The sequence below is a fragment of the Pseudomonas sp. OST1909 genome (genome assembly GCF_015277575.1).
Classification (GTDB): domain Bacteria; phylum Pseudomonadota; class Gammaproteobacteria; order Pseudomonadales; family Pseudomonadaceae; genus Aquipseudomonas; species Aquipseudomonas synxantha_A.
The window spans coordinates 2,105,763-2,119,671 of the sequence record NZ_CP063780.1; the positions used below are offsets into that span (position 1 = coordinate 2,105,763).

Sequence of the window (13,909 nt, forward strand, 5' to 3'; positions counted from 1 at the left end):
GCCGGGGAGACCGATTTCAGTAATTCCCGAGAGTGGCAGTGGCCAAACCGGGAAAGTCTGTAATCAGGCTATCTACGCCGAAGTCGGCGAGCCTGCGCATCAGCGCAGGTTCGTTGACCGTCCACACGGATACGTGCAAACCCTGGCGCTGGGCTTTTTCCAGCCGCTCAGGGGTGCATAACGTCCAGTTCAATGCCAGGTATTCACAGCCATAGTTCTGCGCGACCTTCAACGGGTCGAGCCAGGCGTATTCGGCGACCAGGCCGCGTGACAGGTCCGGGGTGAGTTCCACGGCGGCCTTGAGCACTTCCCGCGAGCTTGACGTCACCGTGACCTTGTCCATCAAGCCAAAGCGCACGGCCATTTCGCGAATCGCCAGCACGGTGGTGGCGGCACGGGTACGCGAGGCGCTTTTGACTTCCAGTTGCCAGTGATCGAAGTCGCACTTTTCGAACAGCTCCTCCAGGCGTGGGATCGGGCACGGGCTGACCCAACCCGGGCCGCCTTTGCGCGCGTCCATCTTCACCAGATCAGCCGCCGAGTACTCGACGACCTTGCCGCGCCGGTCGGCGGTGCGCTTGAGGGTCGGGTCATGGATGACCATCAGCTCGCCGTCCATGGATAGGTGCAGGTCCAGCTCGCAACGGCGTACGCCGTGCTTGAGGCATTCCTGAAAACTGGTCAGGGTATTTTCCGGTGCTTCGCCTTTGGCACCGCGATGGCCGTAGATCAGGGTCACAGTTGCTCCTTTGCGCCAGGATCGCTGGCGGAATGAATAGGTATTCAGAGGTCGTCGCTTTGCTCTCGCGCCAGACGGCGTTCCTGCGCCTGCTTTTGCAGGATGTAGCGCGCCAGCAGTTGGCGTTGGGCATCGGTCATGGATTCGAATTCCGTGCCCACATCAAAGCTGTCGCCCTTGGGATCGCAATGGGTCACCCGCGCGCGCAGCAACAGGCCGAGCGCCTGGGGCATCAGCACAAGCTTGACCGCCAGGTGAGTATCGGGTGCCAGCGGGGTAGGGTGCTGGAAGTCGATGCCGCCCTCGGAAAGAATCACCGGTTGCGGCGCGCCCACTTCAGCCAGAAGGCCGCGGGCCATGACCTGGCTGAGCAGGTCCAGGCGCTTGTTTTGCACTTTGAGGAAGGCCGCCAGGCTGCGGTCTTTCTCGCTGATCTGACGCAGCAGGTGCTGGGCTTCGAATTCGCTCAGGTGCAGTTCGCTGAGCAGATTGAACAACGGCGAATCATCCAGCAACACTTCCTTGCTCGCCGCTTCGGGGCCAGACAATGTGCTGATTTGAAGTGCGATCATGTCGTCGATACGGTAGTATTCGCGGCGCTCTTCTTCATCTAATGTCGACATGGCGAACCCCAGGTAACGGTAATGGTCTGAGTGTAAAGCTGCTTACCAGACCCCGCCACCGGGACGTCTTCTTTTCCTCCGAACAAGCCCCGACATGTTCAGACCTCTCTTCGTATTTATCGGCACGCGTTATACCCGTGCAAAGCGTCGCAATCATTTTGTGTCGTTCATTTCCTTGACCTCGATGATCGGTCTCGCCCTGGGCGTGGTCGTGATGATCGTGGTGCTGTCGGTGATGAACGGCTTCGATCATGAGATGCGTACCCGCGTGCTGGGCATGGTGCCCCACGCGACCATCGAGGGCGATGCGCCCATCAACGACTGGCAAAGCCTGGCCGCCAAGGTCAAGCAGAACCCCAAGGTGGTGGCGGTCGCGCCGTTTACCCAGATGCAGGGGTTGCTGACCAACGACGGCAAGGTGCAGAAGATCCTGCTCAATGCCATCGACCCGGCCCAGGAACGCCACGTCTCGATCATCGACAAGTTCATGCAGCAAGGTAAGCTCGACGACCTGGCCCCCGGCAGTTTCGGCATCGTTATCGGTGACAAGGCGGCGGCCAAGCTCGGTGTGGGGGTTGGCGACAAGCTGACCTTCGTCGCTCCGGAAGTCACCGTGACCCCGGCCGGCATGTTCCCGCGCATGAAGCGCTTTACCGTGGTCGGCACCTTCCACGTCGGCGCCGGCGAGATCGACGGTTACATCGGCCTGACCAACCTTACCGACCTGGCCCGCCTGCATCGCTGGCAGCCGGACCAGGTGCAGGGCCTGCGGCTGAAGTTCAACGACCTGTTCGACGCCCCGCGCGGCGCCTGGGAAATCGCCCAGCACTTGGGTGAATCCGAGTATTACGCCCGCGACTGGACCCGTACCCACGGCAACCTCTACCAGGCCATCCGCATGGAGAAGGCCATGATCGGCCTGCTGTTGCTGCTGATCGTCGCCGTGGCTGCGTTCAACATCATTTCCACGCTGGTGATGGTAGTGAACGACAAGAAGGGCGATATCGCCATCCTGCGTACCCTGGGCGCCACGCCGGGGCAGATCATGGCGATCTTCATGGTGCAGGGCACCGTGATTGGCGTGGTCGGCACCCTGATCGGTACTGCGGTGGGCATTCTGGCCGCTCTGAACGTCAGCGCCGCCATCGCCCTGCTTGAAAAAGTGATCGGCCACAAGTTTCTCAACGCTGACGTCTACTTCATCGACTACTTGCCGTCCCAGGTGCAAACCCAGGACGTGCTGATGGTGGGCGGCGCCGCGTTGGTCCTGAGCTTCCTTGCCACCCTGTATCCAGCCTGGCGCGCGGCACGTACCCAGCCAGCACAGGCATTACGTTATGAGTGAATCGGGCATGAGTGAAAAAGCAATCCTGAGCTGCCGCAACCTGGGCAAATCCTACGAGGAAGGCCCGGAATCGGTGGTTGTGCTGTCGAACCTGCAACTGGAACTGCATCCGGGTGAACGCGTGGCGATCGTCGGCAGTTCCGGCTCCGGCAAAAGCACCTTGCTGAACCTGTTGGGCGGCCTCGATACGCCGTCCCAGGGCAGCGTATGGCTGGCCGGCGAAGAACTGTCGGCGTTGAATGAAAAGGCCCGTGGCCAACTGCGTAACCGCTCGCTGGGCTTTGTGTACCAGTTCCACCACCTGCTGCCGGAATTCACCGCCCTGGAAAACGTGTGCATGCCGCTGTTGATCGGCAAGACCGCGATCCCGGAGGCGCGCCAACGTGCCACCGCCTTGCTGGAGCGCGTCGGCCTCGGCCATCGCCTGGAGCACAAGCCGGCCGAACTGTCCGGCGGTGAGCGCCAGCGTGTGGCGATTGCCCGCGCCCTGGTGAACAACCCTGGCCTGGTGATGCTCGACGAGCCGACCGGCAACCTCGACTCCCACACCGCCCAGGGCATCAAGGACTTGATGCTGGAACTGAGCACCCAGATGCGCACCGCGTTCCTGGTGGTGACCCATGACATGAGCATGGCCCGGCAGATGGACCGCGTGTTGCACCTGCAGGAAGGTCACCTGGTCGCCATCTGACCTGTTTCAAGCCTGGCGCCTGGCGTCGGGCTTTTTCATTTTTTCAGGCGGTGTACGCGAATGTTCAGACCGTTATCCATTTTCATCGGCACGCGCTATACCCGCGCCAAGCGCCGTAACCGTTTTGTCTCGTTTATCTCGATGACCTCGATGATCGGCCTCGCCCTGGGCGTATTGGCCATGATCGTGGTGCTGTCGGTAATGAACGGCTTCCAGCGCGAAATGAGCTCGCGCATCCTCGGCATGGTGCCCCACGCCACCATCGTCGGCGTAAAGCCGATTGATGACTGGCAACCGGTGGCGGCCGCGGCGATGAAGAATCCGCAAGTTACAGCTGCGGTACCGTTCACCCAGATGGACGGCATGTTCTCCTACAAGGGCGCCATGCAGCCGATCGAGATCAGCGGCGTCGACCCGGCCCAGGAAGGCAAGGTGTCGATCGTGACCCAGCACATCGTGCGCGGCAAACTGGACGACCTCAAACCCGGCGAGTTTGGCGTGGTGGTCGGCGATATCACCGCGCGGCGCTTTCGCCTGAACGTGGGCGACAAGCTGACCCTGATCGTCCCGGAACTGAGCAGCGCGCCGGGCGGCATCACCCCGCGTATGCAGCGGTTGAACGTGGTGGGCATCTTCAAGGTCGGCGCCGAGCTGGATGGCTCCATGGCCCTGATCCACATGGCCGACGCGGCAGAAATCCAGCATTGGCAGCCCAACCAGGTGCAAAGCGTGCGCCTGGCGGTGAAGGACTTGTACGCAGCGCCCAAAGTCTCGGCGGATATCGCTGCCAGCCTCGGCGCGGCTTACAAGCCGGATGACTGGACCCACACCCAGGGCAGCCTGTTCAGCGCGATGAAGATGGAAAAGACCATGATCGGTCTGTTGTTGCTGATGATCGTCGCCGTGGCTGCGTTCAACATCATCGCCACGTTGATCATGGTGGTGAACGACAAGGGCGCGGACATCGCGATCCTGCGCACCATCGGCGCCACGCCTCGGCAGATCATGGCGATCTTCATGGTGCAGGGCACGGTGATTGGCGTGGTCGGCACCTTGATCGGCGGCGTGCTGGGGGTGATTGCGGCGCTGAACGTGAGTGAACTGGTAGGTTGGCTGGAGCGGGTGAGCGGGCAGCATATCTTCAGTTCGGATGTGTATTTTGTCAGCAACCTGCCTTCGGAGCTGCAAGGTGGAGACGTGTTGCTGATTTGCTCGGCGGGGTTTGTGCTGAGCTTCTTGGCGACGATTTACCCGGCGTATCGGGCGGCGAAGATTGAGCCGGCCCATGCCTTGAGATATTCGTAAGGCCTTAGACCGCTATCGGGGGCAAGCCCCCTCCCACATTTTGACCTCATTGTTCCTGAATAAACGCGGTCCAGTGTGGGAGGGGGCTTGCCCCCGATGAGGCCGGCCCAGCTTGCATCAATCTCCCTTGGGCAACTCGATCACAAACCTTGTCCAGCCCGCCTGCGACTCACAATAAATCCTCCCCCCATGCGCCCGCACAATCGACTGGGTAATCGCCAACCCCAGCCCCGCATGTTCACTGCTGCCTGGCTGCCTTGACGGGTCGGCTCGGTAGAACCGGTCAAACAGCCGCGGCAACAGCTGCGCAGCAATACCTTCCCCGGTGTTCTCAACTGTCAGTGTCACGCCACTCTCTATCCGCACCCGCACTTCACCGCTCGGTGGGGTAAACCGCAGCGCGTTATCGAGCAAGTTCGACAGGGCCCGGCGCAACATGCCGCGATCGCCCAGCGTATCGGCGGTGCCTTCGCGTACCAGCGTGACCTGTGCGTCCTCCGCCAGCAGGGTAAAAAACTCCAACAGTGCGTCGACCTCATCGCCCAGATCCAGGGCTTCACGGTTGGGCATCAGCAAGCCGTGGTCGGCCTTGGCCAGGTACAGCATGTCGTTGACCAGTTGCGCCATCCATTGCAACTCTTCGAGGTTGCTGTGCAGCGCCTCGCGGTAATCCTCCAGTGGGCGTGGCTGGGTGAGAATCACCTGGGTCTGGGTCAGCAGGTTCGACAGCGGCGTGCGCAGCTCGTGGGCGATATCGGCGGAGAACGCCGACAGGCGCTGGAAGGCGTCGTCCAGTCGCCCCAACATGGCGTTGAAGGCTTGGGCCAGTTCCTCCAGCTCCACCGGCATTTGCGCCTGGGGCAGGCGTTGCGTCAGCGAGTGGGCGGATACGCTGGCGGCCACCTCGCCCATGCGCCGCAACGGCCGCAACCCGCTGCGCGCAGCCCAGGCGCCGAGCAGGGCGGTAGCCAGGGCCGAGAGGCCAACGGTCAGCCAGATCAAGCGTTGCATATGCTCCAGGAAGTGCTGGTGGTGGGTGATGTCCAGTATCAGGCTCAGCTGTGGCGAACCGGGTTGGCCGGGCGTCAATGGCGCGTTGTACACACGGTAGTCGGTGCCGGCGTTTTGCAGGCTGTGCAGGCCGGGTGCTGCGGGCACGCTGAGGTACGGTGCACCGTCCACCCAGCGCTGGTCGGCCGCCGTGATGCGCACGGTGAAGTCGGGCTGGTGATCAAGTTCTGCGCGCAATTGCGGGCCGCGCAGGGCAAAGGCTTCACGTGAGTCGACACCCTGCAAGGCGCTGCGCAGGGCCACCAGCTTGCTGTCGAGCAGTTGCTGGTCCAGCTCGACGAAGTGCGCTTCGCTGGCGCGGTTGAACAGTACGCCGGCGATCAACGAGACCACCGCCGTGCAGGCGGCAAACAGCAGCGCCAGGCGGCTGGTCAGCGACAGGCGCTTGATCACGTGAAGCGCTCCTCCAGCACGTAACCCATGCCGCGCACGGTGTGGATCAGTTTGTTGGGGAAGTTATCGTCGACTTTCAGGCGCAGGCGGCGTATCGCCACTTCGATGATGTTGGTGTCGCTGTCGAAATTCATGTCCCACACCTGGGACGCGATCAGCGTCTTGGGCAGTACTTCGCCCTGGCGACGCAGCAGCATTTCCAGCAGGGCAAACTCCTTGGCGGTGAGGTCGATGCGCTGGCCGTCGCGCTCGACGCGGCGACGGATCAGGTCCAGGCGCAGGTCGGCTAGTTGCAGGGTGGTTTCCTGCGGTGTGCTGCTGCCACGGCGTAACAAAGTGCGCACCCGGGCCAGCAGTTCGGAAAAGGCGAAGGGCTTGACCAGGTAGTCGTCGGCGCCCAGTTCCAGGCCATGTACGCGGTCTTCCACGGCATCGCGAGCGGTGAGGAACAGCACCGGCATGTCCAGGCCGGCGCTGCGCACCGCCTGCAGGATCTGCCAGCCGTCGCGGCCCGGAAGCATCACATCGAGGATCAACAAGTCATAATCCCCGCTCAGCGCCAGGTGCTGGCCGGTCGTGCCGTCGGCCACCAGTTCGGTGGTAAAGCCAGCCTCGGCCAGGCCTTGACGCAAATAGTGGCCGGTTTTGGGTTGGTCTTCGACGATCAGCAGTTTCATATCGGGCTCTTGGCAAGGGGTAAGCGCGGGCCTTTATACCGTGGGCGCAAGGGTATGGGCGCAAGCTGACAAAGTTGTAATCTAGCAGTCAGCTGGCTGGCAGCGAGGCTATCTTAAAGTGCGGCCCAAGCTGGTCACCTATTTTTGGAGCGTGAGAAATGGCGTTGCGTACATCCCTGTTAACGGCGGGCTGCTTATTGGCGCTGAGCTTCAATGCGCTGGCGGATGCGGCTCATGGTTACGCGTTCGGCCAGCCGGCTCCGGCAGCCAAGGCCACGCGTACCGTGGAAGTCACCCTGCAGGACATTGCCTTCGAGCCCAAGAGCCTGGACGTAAAAGCCGGTGAAACCGTGCGGTTTGTACTGGTCAACAAAGGCCGCTTGCTCCACGAATTCAACCTGGGCGACGCGGCAATGCATGCCGCTCACCAGAAAGAGATGCTGCAGATGCAAGCCAGCGGCATGCTCACCGCCACCGGCATGGGCAAGATGGACCACAGCGCCATGGGCCACGGCGATATGGGCGGCATGAAGCATGACGATCCCAACAGTGTGTTGGTGGAGCCGGGCAAGACGGCCGAACTGACCTGGACCTTCACCAAGGCCACTGGCCTGGAGTTCGCTTGCAACCTTCCCGGCCATTATCAGGCGGGCATGGTCGGCAAACTGACCGTTGAGTGAGGCGTTTGTTAAGGGCGGGGGCAAAGGCTGGTAGACTGGCGCGGTTTATTTAGCCAGGTTTCCGCCATGCATCCCGCAGCCGAACATTCGCCGCTGGGCAAGTCCAGTGAATACATCTCTACCTATACGCCTTCGTTGCTGTTCCCGATTCCGCGCGCCGCCAAATGGGCCGAACTGGGCCTGAGCGCCGACACCCTGCCGTACAAGGGCGTGGATTTCTGGAACTGCTTCGAACTGTCCTGGTTGCTGCCGTCGGGCAAGCCGGTGGTGGCCATCGGAGAGTTCAGCATTCCGGCTGATTCGCCGAACATCATTGAATCCAAGTCGTTCAAGCTGTACCTCAACTCGCTGAACCAGACCGCGTTTGCCGATACGCAAAGCTTGGAAGCCACCTTGCGCACCGACCTCAGCTTTGCAGCCGGCAAGCCGGTGACAGTGCGCATCCGCAGCCTGGCCGACATCGAGGCAGAGGGTGTGATGGCGTTGCCGGGTGCGTGCATTGACGGCCTGGATATCAATGTCAGCAGCTACGAGCATCCGCGCCCGGAGCTGCTGCGCTGTGATGACTCGCGTGTTGTTGAGGAGAGCGTGCACAGCCACCTGCTCAAATCCAACTGCCCGGTGACCAGCCAGCCCGATTGGGGCAGTGTGGTGGTGGAGTACCGTGGTGCGGCGCTGGACCACGCCAGCCTGCTGGAATATATCGTCAGCTTTCGCCAGCACTCGGACTTCCATGAGCAGTGCGTGGAGCGGATCTTCCTGGACTTGCAGCGCTTGCTCAAGCCGGAGAAGTTGACCGTGTATGCGCGCTATGTGCGTCGGGGTGGGTTGGATATCAACCCGTACCGCAGCACTGAAAATACCCAGTTCCTGAACGTGCGCCTGGCGCGTCAGTAAACCTTCATACAAAAAACTGTGGGAGCTGGCTTGCCTGCGATTGCGATCTTTCAGTCATTCATCAAGTGACTGATACACCGCTATCGCAGGCAAGCCAGCTCCCACATTGGGTTGTGTGTTTGGCTTGGGATTGGGTTAGATCCCGATATTGCCCAGGGTGATCATGATATTGCGCAATGTCCCGGAAATGACCGGGTGTTCAGCGTCGAACTCTATGGCCGCTTGATTCACATCGTCGGAGATGCTTGGCGTCTGAGTGGCCGGCTCCAATTCAAGTTGCACTTCGAACTTGGCAATCAATTCCTCCAACGCTTCACGTTTTTCAGGTGATAGCGGCGGCTCCTGTTCCAACTGCCCACGCAGAATCTCGACCTGTTCTTCCAGCTTTTTGCGATCAGGCATGACGTCTTTCCTTTTATCGATAGTCACTGGCATAGACCACGGCACGCCGTGAAAGGTCTACGGGCTGGCCTGTAGATTAATCCACTGCGGCCAACCGTGCATGATCTTGATCAGGGCTTCTCGCCTTTGAGCCGGCGCAGGCTGATGTCTGCCAGGCAACTGCCCAACTCGCCCAGGTGGTCGATCACCGAGTGCACGCCCAGGCCATAGAGCGCCACGGTCGCCTTGCCGCGCTTGTATTCGCGTTGCTGCGCGGTCAGTGCCTGCCATTGCTCGGGTGACAGGCCGCAGAGCGAGCCACAGGACGCCAGGCCGATAGTCCACAACCCGGCATTCAAGCCCGATTGCAGCAGGCGCGGCTCGCCGCTGACCAGTACGCAGCCTTCCAGGCGTTCGATGTTCAACTCCATCAAGGCTTGCCAGCAGGCGTGGGGCGCGGGCCAGCGGATGGAGGAGGGCGAGGCGGCCTTGATCCAGCCCGGCAGGCTGGCGGACAGGGGCGCGGTCACGCAGGGGGGCAGTTCATCCAGCCAGGCGCAGGGCACGCCTTGTTCTTTCAGGCTACGCAGGCTTTTCAAGGCACCGGGGGTGGGCACGCAGCCGGGGCAGGGCGAGTCGGTACGCGCCAGGGAACCGAAATCCACCAGGCAGCCACTCAGGCCAAATAGCACGGCGGTCAACGAGGGGGCTGTGGCGATGGCAATCTCGGCGTGTGGCATCTGAACGTCCCTGAAATAGCAGCAACACTATCGGGGTGGCATGACAAGGCCATGACACTGACGGTGTTTGTAGGATTTTTGTGCATTTTTCGTGAGACAGGACCCTGGTAGCTGCCTAAACACACACTTCCGTCATATACTGACGGCCTTATTCAGGGCATAGCGCCCATGACAGACCATTCAAGGAGCAAAAGCTATGCGCTGGAGCCACTACTTCGCTCAGCTGTCGGTGTGTGCCACCGTGCTGTTGGCACCTTTGGCCGTACAAGCCGCGTCGGAAGATGACCCATGGGAAAGCGTCAACCGCCCGATCTTCACCTTCAACGACACCGTTGATACCTACGCCCTCAAGCCAATCGCCCAAGGCTATCAGTTCGTCACCCCGCAGTTTGTGCAGGATGGCGTTCACAACTTCTTCCGCAACATCGGCGATGTCGGCAACCTGGCCAACAACGTGCTGCAGCTTAAGCCACACAATGCTGGCGTCGACACCGCTCGCCTGTTGGTCAACACCACCTTTGGCGTGCTGGGCTTTATCGACGTCGGCACCAAAATGGGGCTGCAACGCAGCGATGAAGACTTCGGCCAGACCCTCGGCTACTGGGGCGTTGGCAGCGGTCCCTACGTGATGATCCCCTTGCTGGGCCCGAGCACCTTGCGTGATGCGCCTTCCAAGTACGTCGACAGCTATACCCAGCCGTACCGCTACATGAACGACATCGGCTGGCGTAACAGCACCTTCGGCCTGAACGTCGTTGACGTGCGCGCCAGCCTGCTCGACAGCGAGAAGCTGATCAGCGGCGACAAGTACACCTTCATCCGTAACGCCTACCTGCAGAACCGCGAGTTCAAGGTCAAGGATGGCAAGGTTGTCGACGACTTTTAAGCCGTAACTTCCTGAAATAAACCAAGGCGACCTTCTGAAGGTCGCCTTTTTTATGCGTGCTCCGACCTCACTTTGTGTTGTGGTCCAAGCGGTTCTTATAACTCCCGGTGATTTGCAGGGTAAAGACGCCCGGCGACCATCGGCATGAGCTTGAAACCCCTCACGGATGGGAGTACCGTCTGCGCCTTAGAAGGGCACCTCTGCTTTACCGTTGTGCATGGGCCAAATCCCAATGCTTTGTAGGACAGAGAGGCTAGAAAGCGAATCCAGTACGTGAGCCCGGCCATTGCCGAGCCGCCTACGCCAACCTAATTCTGGCGCCGTTTGCCCACATGCAAAAAACCAGTGCCACGCTGCTGATAATCGATGACGACGAAGTAGTGCGCGCGAGTCTCGCGGCCTATTTGGAAGACAGTGGCTTCAGCGTCCTGCAGGCCAGCAATGGCCAACAGGGTCTCCAGGTGTTCGAGCGCGACAAGCCCGACCTCGTGATCTGCGACCTGCGCATGCCCCAGATGGGCGGCCTCGAGCTGATCCGCCAGGTGACCGACCTTGCCCCGCAGACGCCGGTGATTGTCGTGTCCGGTGCCGGGGTCATGAACGATGCCGTCGAAGCCCTGCGCCTGGGCGCCGCGGATTACCTGATCAAGCCCCTGGAAGACCTGGCGGTGCTGGAGCACTCGGTGCGCCGCGCCCTGGATCGGGCCCGCTTGCTCCTGGAAAACCAGCGCTACCGTGAAAAGCTCGAGACCGCCAACCGTGAGCTCGAAGCCAGCCTGAACCTGCTGCAGGAAGACCAGAACGCCGGTCGCCAGGTGCAGATGAACATGCTGCCGGTGAGCCCCTGGAGCATCGACGAGTTCAAGTTTGCCCACCAGATCATCCCGTCGTTGTACCTGTCGGGTGATTTTGTCGATTATTTCCGTGTGGATGAGCGACGTGTGGCGTTCTACCTGGCCGACGTTTCCGGCCACGGCGCTTCTTCTGCTTTTGTGACCGTGTTGTTGAAGTTCATGACCACACGGCTGTTGTTCGAGTCCAAGCGCAATGGCACCTTGCCGGAGTTCACCCCCTCCGAGGTGCTGGGCCACATCAACCGGGGCCTGATCAGCTGCAAGCTGGGCAAGCACGTGACGATGGTCGGCGGCGTGATCGACGAAGAAACCGGTCTTTTGACCTACAGCATTGGCGGCCACCTGCCGATGCCTGTTTTGTACACTCCTGACAGTGTGCGCTACCTGGAAGGGCGTGGCCTGCCGGTGGGCTTGTTCAACGAAGCCACCTACGAAGACCACATTCTGGAACTGCCGCCGACCTTCAGCCTGACGCTGATGTCCGATGGCATCCTGGACCTTCTTCCAGAGCCTACACTCAAAGAGAAAGAAGCCGCCTTGCCCCAAAAGGTCAAGTCGGCGGGCGGCAGCCTGGATGGCCTGCGGCAGGTTTTTGGATTGGCCACGCTAGGGGAGATGCCGGATGATATCGCCCTATTGGTGTTGAGCAGGAATCTTTGATGAGTACCGGAAGAATCCAATTCGCCGAGCAAGACGGGACCTTCGTCCTGAAGTTTGTCGGTGAAGTGCGCCTGACCTTGTGTTCGGCCCTGGATGCGACGATTGAGCGGATCTTCACAGCGCTGAACTTCTCGGCGATCGTGATCGACCTGACCGAAACCCGCAGCATCGACAGCACCACCCTGGGGCTGTTGGCCAAGCTGTCCATTCTGTCGCGGCAGAAGGTCGGCCTGTTGCCGACTGTGGTCACCACCCACGAAGACATCACCCGGCTGTTACAGTCCATGGGCTTTGACCAGGTGTTCAACATCGTGGACCGCCCAATTCCCTGCCCGGAATGCCTCACCGACCTGCCGTCCCAGGACCAGTCCGAAGAGATCGTACGGGTCAAGGTGCTGGAAGCGCACAAGATCCTCATGGGCCTCAACGAGTCCAACCGCGAAGCCTTCCACGACCTCGTCAACGCTCTGGAACGCCACTGATCCTCAATTGAAATGTGATCAAAGTGTGGGAGGGGGCTTGCCCCCGATTGCGGTATGTCAGTCATAAATATGCTGACTGACCCACCGCCATCGGGAGCAAGTCGAATCGTCGCACCGCCCCTCCCACATTGGATTTGTGACTGGCTTGAGACTGGCGCACACAAAAAAGGGCGGCACCCTCACAGGTGCCGCCCTTTCTGCTGCTATCTGCCTTTACAGCTTGGCCGACAACAACGCCTCCAGCTTCTCCTGATCCCGAGCAAACTGACGAATGCCCTCGGCCAGCTTCTCGGTCGCCATCGCATCCTCGTTGGACTCCCAACGGAACTGCGCTTCAGTCAGATGCACACGGGCCTCACCGGCATGGCCTGGCGCCAACTTGCGCTCCAGCTTGCCCTCATCGGCTGCCAGCTTCTCCAGCAGGTCCGGGCTGATGGTCAGGCGGTCACACCCGGCCAGCTCTTCGATCTGGCTCAGGTTACGGAAGCTCGCACCCATCACCACAGTCTTGTAGCCATTGGCCTTGTAGTAGTTGTAGATGCGCGTCACCGACTGCACGCCCGGGTCATCGGAACCGGTGTAGTCGTTGCCGTTGGCCTTCTTGTACCAATCGTAGATACGGCCCACGAACGGCGAAATCAGGAACACACCCGCTTCAGCACAGGCAACGGCCTGGGCGAAGGAGAACAGCAGCGTCAGGTTGGTCTGGATGCCTTCTTTTTCCAGCTTCTCGGCGGCACGGATGCCTTCCCAGGTGGAGGCGATCTTGATCAGCACACGGTCACGGCCAACGCCGGCTTTGTCGTACAGGTCGATCAGACGGTGCGCACGCTTGAGAATGGCCGCCTCGTCGAACGACAGGCGTGCATCCACCTCAGTGGAAATACGGCCCGGCACTACTTTGAGAATTTCTTGACCCACCGCCACCGCAAAGCGGTCACTGGCCAGGCCCACGTCGCCGTTGCAGTCCTGTACACACTCATCCAGCAGCTTGGCATAGCCAGGGATCGACGCAGCCTTGAGCAGCAGGGAAGGGTTGGTGGTAGCGTCTTGTGGCTTGAGCTTGGCGAGGGTGGAAAAATCGCCGGTATCGGCTACGACGGTGGTGAATTGCTTGAGTTGTTCCAGCTTGGAAGTCATGGGCGTGCTCTGTCCTGTGGGTCTGATGACATTACCCGAGCGCTGGCAAGCGCTCAAGGGCGCAAATGCGTTAGGTCGTTTGCGAGGGCAATAACCTGGAAACGGCCGTTTGAATTACCGGCAGTGGTGCTCAATAGGAGGGTAAAATCGCTGGCAGGTTCAACCCAACTGCCCGATAACCACCCCAATCAAACTGTGGGAGCTGGCTTGCCTGCGATGACGCCAGTCCAGCCACTGACATTCACCTGACCCCCATCAGTCAAACTGTGGGAGCCGGCTTGCCTGCGATGACGCCAGTCCAGCCACTGATATTCACCTGACCCCCATCAGTCAAACTGTGGGAGC

15 protein-coding genes are annotated in these 13,909 nt (G+C 60.7%); 8 read left to right on the forward strand and 7 right to left on the reverse strand.

Going from position 1 to position 13,909, the window contains the following annotated elements; all coding sequences use genetic code 11:
* Positions 1 to 16: 16 nt before the first annotated feature.
* Both IH404_RS09215 and IH404_RS09220 read right to left on the reverse strand, forming a co-directional pair.
* Positions 17 to 739: a glycerophosphodiester phosphodiesterase family protein gene (locus IH404_RS09215; RefSeq protein WP_003172585.1), complete on the reverse strand. Its 723-nt coding sequence runs from the start codon at positions 737 to 739 to the stop codon at positions 17 to 19.
* 44 nt (positions 740 to 783) lie between these two features.
* The gene (locus IH404_RS09220) at positions 784 to 1,362 is read right to left on the reverse strand and encodes a PilZ domain-containing protein (protein WP_194440310.1); all 579 of its coding nucleotides are present in this window, start codon (positions 1,360 to 1,362) and stop codon (positions 784 to 786) included.
* Between the two features lie 94 nt (positions 1,363 to 1,456).
* Between IH404_RS09220 and IH404_RS09225 the strand changes: the two genes are divergently transcribed.
* The 3 genes from IH404_RS09225 to IH404_RS09235 are packed head-to-tail and all read left to right on the forward strand — an operon-like array spanning position 1,457 to position 4,703.
* Positions 1,457 to 2,707 (forward strand): lipoprotein-releasing ABC transporter permease subunit, encoded by a 1,251-nt coding sequence (locus tag IH404_RS09225; RefSeq protein WP_005786187.1) that lies wholly within the window; start codon positions 1,457 to 1,459, stop codon positions 2,705 to 2,707.
* Between the two features lie 7 nt (positions 2,708 to 2,714).
* Positions 2,715 to 3,398 carry a lipoprotein-releasing ABC transporter ATP-binding protein LolD gene (gene lolD / locus IH404_RS09230; protein WP_019818240.1) on the forward strand — a complete coding sequence of 228 codons (684 nt, stop codon included), beginning with the start codon at positions 2,715 to 2,717 and terminating at the stop codon, positions 3,396 to 3,398.
* A 60-nt stretch (positions 3,399 to 3,458) separates the two neighbouring features.
* Entirely contained in the window at positions 3,459 to 4,703 is a 1,245-nt protein-coding gene (locus IH404_RS09235; RefSeq protein ID WP_005786190.1) for a lipoprotein-releasing ABC transporter permease subunit, read from the forward strand.
* A 117-nt stretch (positions 4,704 to 4,820) separates the two neighbouring features.
* Here the strand turns inward: IH404_RS09235 and IH404_RS09240 are convergent, their stop codons facing one another.
* Positions 4,821 to 6,167 (reverse strand): heavy metal sensor histidine kinase, encoded by a 1,347-nt coding sequence (locus IH404_RS09240; protein WP_194440311.1) that lies wholly within the window; start codon positions 6,165 to 6,167, stop codon positions 4,821 to 4,823.
* Positions 6,164 to 6,844, reverse strand: a complete 681-nt coding sequence (locus tag IH404_RS09245; protein WP_005786195.1) for a heavy metal response regulator transcription factor — start codon at positions 6,842 to 6,844, stop codon at positions 6,164 to 6,166. The genes IH404_RS09240 and IH404_RS09245 overlap by 4 nt, the downstream gene beginning before the upstream one ends.
* A gap of 158 nt (positions 6,845 to 7,002) precedes the next feature.
* On the opposite strand from IH404_RS09245, the gene IH404_RS09250 reads away from it, so the two are divergent.
* Together IH404_RS09250 and queF are read left to right on the forward strand one after the other, a co-directional pair.
* Positions 7,003 to 7,524 (forward strand): cupredoxin family protein, encoded by a 522-nt coding sequence (locus IH404_RS09250; RefSeq protein WP_005786197.1) that lies wholly within the window; start codon positions 7,003 to 7,005, stop codon positions 7,522 to 7,524.
* A gap of 66 nt (positions 7,525 to 7,590) precedes the next feature.
* On the forward strand, positions 7,591 to 8,421 hold the full coding sequence (gene queF, locus IH404_RS09255; RefSeq protein WP_194440312.1) for an NADPH-dependent 7-cyano-7-deazaguanine reductase QueF: 831 nt from the start codon (positions 7,591 to 7,593) through the stop codon (positions 8,419 to 8,421).
* Between the two features lie 135 nt (positions 8,422 to 8,556).
* Here the strand turns inward: queF and IH404_RS09260 are convergent, their stop codons facing one another.
* Both IH404_RS09260 and IH404_RS09265 read right to left on the reverse strand, forming a co-directional pair.
* Entirely contained in the window at positions 8,557 to 8,823 is a 267-nt protein-coding gene (locus tag IH404_RS09260) for a DUF4404 family protein (RefSeq protein ID WP_043047481.1), read from the reverse strand.
* Positions 8,824 to 8,933: 110 nt separating this feature from the next.
* Positions 8,934 to 9,542, reverse strand: coding sequence for an HAD family phosphatase (locus tag IH404_RS09265; RefSeq protein ID WP_194440313.1), 609 nt, complete (start codon positions 9,540 to 9,542; stop codon positions 8,934 to 8,936).
* Positions 9,543 to 9,738: 196 nt separating this feature from the next.
* Between IH404_RS09265 and IH404_RS09270 the strand changes: the two genes are divergently transcribed.
* The 3 genes from IH404_RS09270 to rssC all read left to right on the forward strand — a co-directional run bounded on the left by IH404_RS09270 (position 9,739) and on the right by rssC (position 12,424).
* Complete coding sequence (locus IH404_RS09270; protein ID WP_194440314.1) at positions 9,739 to 10,428, forward strand: VacJ family lipoprotein; 690 nt, start codon at positions 9,739 to 9,741, stop codon at positions 10,426 to 10,428.
* A gap of 332 nt (positions 10,429 to 10,760) precedes the next feature.
* The gene (gene rssB / locus IH404_RS09275; protein WP_194440315.1) at positions 10,761 to 11,942 is read left to right on the forward strand and encodes a two-component system response regulator RssB; all 1,182 of its coding nucleotides are present in this window, start codon (positions 10,761 to 10,763) and stop codon (positions 11,940 to 11,942) included.
* Positions 11,942 to 12,424, forward strand: a complete 483-nt coding sequence (gene rssC / locus IH404_RS09280) for an anti-sigma factor antagonist RssC (protein WP_010212025.1) — start codon at positions 11,942 to 11,944, stop codon at positions 12,422 to 12,424. The genes rssB and rssC overlap by 1 nt, the downstream gene beginning before the upstream one ends.
* A gap of 213 nt (positions 12,425 to 12,637) precedes the next feature.
* Here the strand turns inward: rssC and tal are convergent, their stop codons facing one another.
* Positions 12,638 to 13,564, reverse strand: coding sequence for a transaldolase (gene tal, locus IH404_RS09285; RefSeq protein WP_194440316.1), 927 nt, complete (start codon positions 13,562 to 13,564; stop codon positions 12,638 to 12,640).
* Between the last annotated feature and the right edge of the window lie 345 nt (positions 13,565 to 13,909).

Bases quoted from the DNA above. Each gene is read 5' to 3' on its own strand.
- IH404_RS09220 (WP_194440310.1), bottom strand. From the start codon at position 1,362: ATGTCGACATTAGATGAAGAAGAGCGCCGCGAATACTACCGTATCGAC.
- IH404_RS09225 (WP_005786187.1), top strand. From the start codon at position 1,457: ATGTTCAGACCTCTCTTCGTATTTATCGGCACGCGTTATACCCGTGCA.
- lolD (WP_019818240.1), top strand. From the start codon at position 2,715: ATGAGTGAAAAAGCAATCCTGAGCTGCCGCAACCTGGGCAAATCCTAC.
- IH404_RS09235 (WP_005786190.1), top strand. From the start codon at position 3,459: ATGTTCAGACCGTTATCCATTTTCATCGGCACGCGCTATACCCGCGCC.
- IH404_RS09245 (WP_005786195.1), bottom strand. From the start codon at position 6,844: ATGAAACTGCTGATCGTCGAAGACCAACCCAAAACCGGCCACTATTTG.
- IH404_RS09250 (WP_005786197.1), top strand. From the start codon at position 7,003: ATGGCGTTGCGTACATCCCTGTTAACGGCGGGCTGCTTATTGGCGCTG.
- queF (WP_194440312.1), top strand. From the start codon at position 7,591: ATGCATCCCGCAGCCGAACATTCGCCGCTGGGCAAGTCCAGTGAATAC.
- IH404_RS09260 (WP_043047481.1), bottom strand. From the start codon at position 8,823: ATGCCTGATCGCAAAAAGCTGGAAGAACAGGTCGAGATTCTGCGTGGG.
- IH404_RS09265 (WP_194440313.1), bottom strand. From the start codon at position 9,542: ATGCCACACGCCGAGATTGCCATCGCCACAGCCCCCTCGTTGACCGCC.
- IH404_RS09270 (WP_194440314.1), top strand. From the start codon at position 9,739: ATGCGCTGGAGCCACTACTTCGCTCAGCTGTCGGTGTGTGCCACCGTG.
- rssB (WP_194440315.1), top strand. From the start codon at position 10,761: ATGCAAAAAACCAGTGCCACGCTGCTGATAATCGATGACGACGAAGTA.
- rssC (WP_010212025.1), top strand. From the start codon at position 11,942: ATGAGTACCGGAAGAATCCAATTCGCCGAGCAAGACGGGACCTTCGTC.
- tal (WP_194440316.1), bottom strand. From the start codon at position 13,564: ATGACTTCCAAGCTGGAACAACTCAAGCAATTCACCACCGTCGTAGCC.